The following is a 5,627-nucleotide window of genomic DNA, read 5'->3' on the forward strand; positions in this document are numbered from 1 at the left end:
TTCTCCTTGTGGTCCTTGTGGGCCTTGCGGACCTGGAATCCCTTGAATACCTGGCTGGCTTAGGGATTTCTGCATTTCACACAATTTAGCTAACTCAGCTTTCATTTTGGATTTAGCTTCCTCTATTGCAGCTTGTAAGGCTTTCTGGTCAATTAGAGCTTGAAGATTTTGCTTTCTTCTATTTAATAAACACCACTTTGATATGCACCTTTTACAAAGGAGTTTCTTAAGAAAAACTGTTTTTTTAATTCTTTTGGTACATTTGTATTTTCTTTTTGCCTTTAAACATTTGTACTTTCTTTTTGCCTTTAAACATTTGTACTTTCGTTTAGCTGCCACCCTTCATTTTCGCCACCTTCTCTTAGACTTTATAACTGTGTGTATAGTCATATCTATATGTCAAATGCACACCATGGGGGTGGACGAATAACTTGTATCAAACAAACCGGAACCATTCCAGATAAAAAATAGGCGTTTTATTTAGGGATATCCTATTTCGTTATACTTAAGTATTGAGCCCAAAAATCAGCGCCGCTATCTGTTATGACATAACTTACCGCCTGATCAGCATAACCTCGAACGTTATAATTACATTGAGGTGTTTATATGTTTATTGAGCCAATGTTACTCGCAACAGCGCCAGCTCCGTTCTCAGACTCGCGCTTTATATTTGAACCTAAGATCGACGGTCACCGATTAATCTTCTCGCAGCAGAACGGAATTGTCCGATTATATACACGTCATAACAACGACTGTTCTCGCCGCCAATATCCTGAGATAGCCAACGCTTTATTTCCGCATGACATCATATTGGACGGCGAAATCGCATGCGTTGATCCTATTAAGGGTATTTCCGACTTTGAATCCGTTATGGCTCGGTTCCAAGCGAAAAAGGCGGATAAAATCGCGGCATTAACTGGGACACTGCCGGTCACTTTCGTCATTTTTGACGTGCTGCAGTATCAAGGAGAGGATCTCCGATGTCTGCCACTAACTCAGCGTAAGGAGATCCTCGCGTCTATCTCGTTACCAACAGCCCACTTTGGTGTTATTCCGTTTATAGAAGGCGCCGGCGAAGCGTTGTTTACGCAGATTGAGGAGCGCGAGATGGAGGGCATTGTCGGTAAGCGGAAGGATAGTATATATGAACCGGGGCGCCGATCGGATAGCTGGCGGAAAGTTATTAACTGGATTTATGCAGATGTTTTTATTACCGGCTACCGGAAAGAAGAGTTCGGATGGTTGGCGGCCATATATGATAATGCAAAAATGCGCCCAGCCGGTATTATCGAGCTAGGCGCAAATCCTACGCATAAGAAGGTATTTTATAACGTTGTTAAGCCGCTTATTACCGGGGAGGACCGTAATTTCGTTTACGTGGAGCCGAGGATTAGAGCGCGTGTGAAGATGCGGAACTGGACGAAATCGGGAATGCTACGGAGTCCGGTGTTTACCGAGTTTATAGTTTAGGATTTTCATTATAGAAAATGCCCTTCTGATAATTGATCAGTAGGGCATAGCTTTTTGATACTAGTATCTGCAGTGTCCTCCTCAAACCAGAATATTAATAAAATAAAAAGACAGTTGTTTTACTACTTAAAGTATAATTGTTTTAAATGAGAGGTGACTGCTAATGAAAAAAGCAATACTTCGATGGGTTATTGTTCTTTCGGCATTATACTGTATGGGACATATCTTATTTGATTTCAAAGAAACACGTTTAATGCGGATTTTTACTGGTGCAGTTGAAATATCTTTCTTTGGGAGCATTCTTCTCTATATAAATTTGAAGACGAAAGAGGGAAAAAGCATCATACAATGGCGCCAAAAAAATGACCCTTAGGTTAAAAGTATTTTTTTAACGAGAGATAAGGTGTCATTTTCGCAGCATTCCTTAGTAATTCAAGAACACCTTTCTTATGTGCTATTCTTGGATTTGGAGATAGAACAGGGATCAACTCATCAATAAGTTCATCCAAAGAGGGTGTTCTAACAGAGGGATCTTTCTCCGCAGCAAAATGAGCTCTCGTGCATGTTTTTAATATCTGTTTTATTGAATTATACTGATCGACATTTAATTGGTTTGCGATTACCCAATCCCATAAGCGGTATTCTTCCGGTTCCACAGCAATTTGTCGAAGAAGTGTAATGTACAGTTCCAATCTTTCCACCTTGTCTTCAAGTGATTCTTCAGACATATAATCAAATCACTCCTTTTTATAAGAACCAGATTACTACACTAGCAATTCTATTAGCTACTGAACTGTTAATAGACCTGATGCTACACCCATAATAGGTTGAACAATCGCATCATGTCTGTCTATGTATTGTTTCTGTTGCCTGTAAAAGTCCTATGTTTCGTTTACTCTTTAAACCAGTAGCTCTATACTTAGAATAAGCTGCTACCCAATCATTTACTGTGACATGACTCATTCCGTATTTCCGAGCTGCATCCTTCTCAGAAAGCCTTACCCTCAAGCACTTCTTTTACGACCGGTATTATTCTCTTCGCTGTATCTAACCATAAAGTAAAAAATCGCACCCCCTTTTCCTCAGACGATTATAACATGTGTCCAAGATTCGGGGTGCGTTTCATAGCGGGTGGTTTTGTTTCGCACGTTTCACGCGCACTCAACTGGCTAAAGCCTAAATCCAAACGACGTCCGCCCCGCGGCCGTCATCGTGTGGCAGATACTGATCCCCCAGAATCCACTCGAACCGCCCCAACCCGGTCTCATTCCTGCGAGTCCGGTATGCCACCCTGCCGTCAACCTGATGTTGGGTAATGGCCGACCAAACCTTTTCGTTTGGCTTGCTGGTGATCACAACTGAGGACACGAACTCCAAATCCGGGCCTTCCTCTGTATCAGCCGAAATGTTACCGAGCGACCGATTCAGGAGATCTGCCGGCACCTCAGCGACAAGGCTGCTGAAGTTGGCCACAATGTATTGGCCATCCGCGCTGAACACCTTCTCGATCTGCTGCCAAGATCGAATCCGATTGCGACGTCGAACGACGCGGGTTTCCTTTACAACAGCCTTTGCCCATGGAAAGATCGTCACGTGCTCACCCTCATAAAGCAGTCGGTAATACATCATCATACCGATTTCCTGGTCGTATGGAGGTGGTGGAAAAAAAACGCTGCGCTCTTTGCTTTAAAAGCATACGTACTAAGTTACAAGAGAGGAAGAACAAGACCATTTTACTGATGACGCAAAATCCGGGTCAAGGAACAGAAAACAGGTGAGTCTCAATAATGCGGGACAAACCCGCTATTTTCTTCTATTTCCTCGCTGTTTCAACAAAATCCCCCTTTGAACATATGGTATAATAGCCCCAAATATATACAAATGGGGTTTTGATATCAAAAACAGAGTACCTTTTGGTCTATTGATGTTAGCAATTGTAATGGGCGGTTTTTTTGTAACTAAACTGGAAAATGATACGTTTAAGCTTGTTTATTCAACTATAGGGATTTTGGTCATTGTACTCAGCTATTTTCTTTTCTCTAAAAAGAAAACATGATCCCTAACTCTTTACAAATGGAAAAAGCGAGAAGAGTTACGCCCCAGTCATATGCCGCATTCATGCAGCCGTGCGTGTCATTCTCGCCTCTTTCTATGGTTACATACTACTTTCAAGGGAAAAGTGTCAAATTGGCACCAATAAACCAAAACTATATTTTCGTCAGTTATATAAAAAAGGGCATTGGTTTAGAAAACCATGCCCTTTTCCAAATTAAGTACTTATATGACGCCTTTAGTTTGTAATAGTTGAAGATATTTTACATAGTAGTCATTGTCAAGTTTGCACTCTTCGGGTGAAATCCCTTTCATTATGGTTAGGTCACTAACCAGGTTGTTGCACAAACCTTGCACAGTAAAGTTACTTAGTGTCTCACTATCATTACTCATTAAAATTACACGTAGTAGTTTTCCAGCCTGAATTTTACTCCAATCAGTTTCAATGTGTTCCGAAGGGTGACTTTTTATGTACTCTTGATGAAACATTTTTTCCATTTCATTAAATTTTTCATTCAGAGTTTTCTTATCATCTATTTCGAAACACTTGAAAATTGAACCAAAATCGACCTGTGGGTCGTTTTTTAAATCAATGAATGTTGATTTTGGGATTTCCTTGGCGGAGTATTCTTTTACCAACATCTCCTCGACTTCGATATTAGTATATTTAAGCGGTAATTCTTGTTCGATGAAGTTCTTATGAAGTGCTTCCACTTAACTACACCTCCAACATTATTTAGAAGAACGAGTGTCCACCAACACGATTCCATGTATGGTAGTGGTAATAATATCCGAATCCGAGGCCAGGACCGTGAATTTCCGGCCCAACTGGGTCCTTACCGCCTCCCGCTCTTTCTGCAACTCTTGCAGCCCCAGACAAAGTCTTGGACCACACATCATTACCTGATACGTCCTCATCGCCATTAAATGAAGTAAGACGAAATGCTGCATAAGTCTCTGTGATAGCTGGACCAATCCAAACATCTCCTTGCACTATTTTTGCATAATAGTGATTATAACTTTTGTTTCGAAGATCATTGGCAATAGCATCAGTTCTTGCAAAGTCAATCTCATTAATTACTATGACAGCGGCTGTAAGCAAAAGAGCCTCAATCAGCTTTGCTCCAACAATTGTAACAAGAGGGGCAAGCCAAACAACCATTGGTCTAATCTCGGAGTCCTCCGATCCGACAGTCGCTGTCTTTCCTGTTGCTTCATCCTCATACGTAAGTATAGCCCCTGTTTCATCTGTAAAGTCATCTAAACTGAGGGCGAATTGATCTACATTATCATTACTTGTCAAGGAATTTATTGAACATGGGTTGGGATTTATTTCGTCAGCTTCATATGTTGTGAGCGTTATTTCTTTTGTTTCTTGATCTTGGACTAATATTCCGACCAACCCATCTATTTCCGTTTTTAACCGAATCTCGTTTTCGTCATTAACAAGAACTTCAACGCCGTCCAGTTGATCCAATCCTTCAGCTTTAACGGTGGACGATGGGTTTACAAGGGTAACTACTAACAAAGCGAATGCTAGAAATACAGATAATAGTTTTGTGAAATTCTTTTTTAGTAACACGGTCTTCATTTCTCCCGAACTAGGGCGTGTATGCAAACCTAAGCAAGCCAGACCATAATTGATGCCAGCGTTAAAAAAGCCTTGAATGAGCTTGCTAACTTATCAAAGCGAGTCGCCAACCGACGATAATGTTTTACTTTATTGAAAAAACATTCAATGAGATGCCGTTCTTTGTAAATTTCTTTATCCCATTCTCTTGGTTTGCGGCGATTTTTCTTACTGGGTATCACAGGTGTAGCTGATTGCTGCTCTAACAAATGAAGAATTTGATTGGTGTCGTACGCACGATCAGCCAACACCTGTTTTTTCGTTAGATCCATCTGTTTTAACATTTCGTAGCCGGTTACCGAATCGTGGCATTGACCTCCTGTCAGCTTAAAGCGCAGGGGATTACCTAGAGCATCAACCACGGCGTGAATTTTGGTGGTTAGTCCGCCACGAGAACGCCCTATTGCTTGCTTGAGGCCCCCCCTTTTGCTCCCGATCCATGTTGGTGGACACGGACGATTGTCGCGTCAATCAT

7 protein-coding genes and 1 pseudogene are annotated in these 5,627 nt (G+C 41.4%); 2 read left to right on the top strand and 6 right to left on the bottom strand.

The window, feature by feature from the left end; all coding sequences use genetic code 11:
* Positions 1 to 339: pseudogene (locus J7E85_RS33045) on the bottom strand (hypothetical protein); the annotation flags it as partial.
* Between the two features lie 267 nt (positions 340 to 606).
* Between J7E85_RS33045 and J7E85_RS33050 the strand changes: the two are divergent.
* Together J7E85_RS33050 and J7E85_RS33055 are read left to right on the top strand one after the other, a co-directional pair.
* On the top strand, positions 607 to 1,470 hold the full coding sequence (locus tag J7E85_RS33050) for an ATP-dependent DNA ligase (protein ID WP_215164190.1): 864 nt from the start codon (positions 607 to 609) through the stop codon (positions 1,468 to 1,470).
* 163 nt (positions 1,471 to 1,633) lie between these two features.
* On the top strand, positions 1,634 to 1,843 hold the full coding sequence (locus J7E85_RS33055) for a hypothetical protein (RefSeq protein ID WP_215164191.1): 210 nt from the start codon (positions 1,634 to 1,636) through the stop codon (positions 1,841 to 1,843).
* Between the two features lies 1 nt (position 1,844).
* Here the strand turns inward: J7E85_RS33055 and J7E85_RS33060 are convergent, their stop codons facing one another.
* The 5 genes from J7E85_RS33060 to J7E85_RS33080 all read right to left on the bottom strand — a co-directional run bounded on the left by J7E85_RS33060 (position 1,845) and on the right by J7E85_RS33080 (position 5,589).
* Entirely contained in the window at positions 1,845 to 2,198 is a 354-nt protein-coding gene (locus tag J7E85_RS33060) for a hypothetical protein (RefSeq protein WP_215164192.1), read from the bottom strand.
* Positions 2,199 to 2,646: 448 nt separating this feature from the next.
* Positions 2,647 to 3,099 (bottom strand): hypothetical protein, encoded by a 453-nt coding sequence (locus J7E85_RS33065; RefSeq protein ID WP_215164193.1) that lies wholly within the window; start codon positions 3,097 to 3,099, stop codon positions 2,647 to 2,649.
* Positions 3,100 to 3,747: 648 nt separating this feature from the next.
* A complete protein-coding gene (locus tag J7E85_RS33070) occupies positions 3,748 to 4,236 on the bottom strand; it encodes a hypothetical protein (RefSeq protein WP_215164194.1) in 489 nt (162 codons plus the stop codon).
* A 22-nt stretch (positions 4,237 to 4,258) separates the two neighbouring features.
* Positions 4,259 to 5,104 (bottom strand): hypothetical protein, encoded by an 846-nt coding sequence (locus J7E85_RS33075; protein WP_215164195.1) that lies wholly within the window; start codon positions 5,102 to 5,104, stop codon positions 4,259 to 4,261.
* A gap of 38 nt (positions 5,105 to 5,142) precedes the next feature.
* A complete protein-coding gene (locus tag J7E85_RS33080; RefSeq protein WP_215164196.1) occupies positions 5,143 to 5,589 on the bottom strand; it encodes an IS5 family transposase in 447 nt (148 codons plus the stop codon).
* Between the last annotated feature and the right edge of the window lie 38 nt (positions 5,590 to 5,627).

It is taken from the genome of Paenibacillus sp. ISL-20 (assembly GCF_018613005.1).
Classification (GTDB): domain Bacteria; phylum Bacillota; class Bacilli; order Paenibacillales; family Paenibacillaceae; genus Paenibacillus_AQ.

Coding starts and splice junctions, on each gene's coding strand:
- J7E85_RS33050 (WP_215164190.1), top strand. CDS start 607: ATGTTTATTGAGCCAATGTTACTCGCAACAGCGCCAGCTCCGTTCTCA.
- J7E85_RS33055 (WP_215164191.1), top strand. CDS start 1,634: ATGAAAAAAGCAATACTTCGATGGGTTATTGTTCTTTCGGCATTATAC.
- J7E85_RS33060 (WP_215164192.1), bottom strand. CDS start 2,198: ATGTCTGAAGAATCACTTGAAGACAAGGTGGAAAGATTGGAACTGTAC.
- J7E85_RS33065 (WP_215164193.1), bottom strand. CDS start 3,099: ATGATGTATTACCGACTGCTTTATGAGGGTGAGCACGTGACGATCTTT.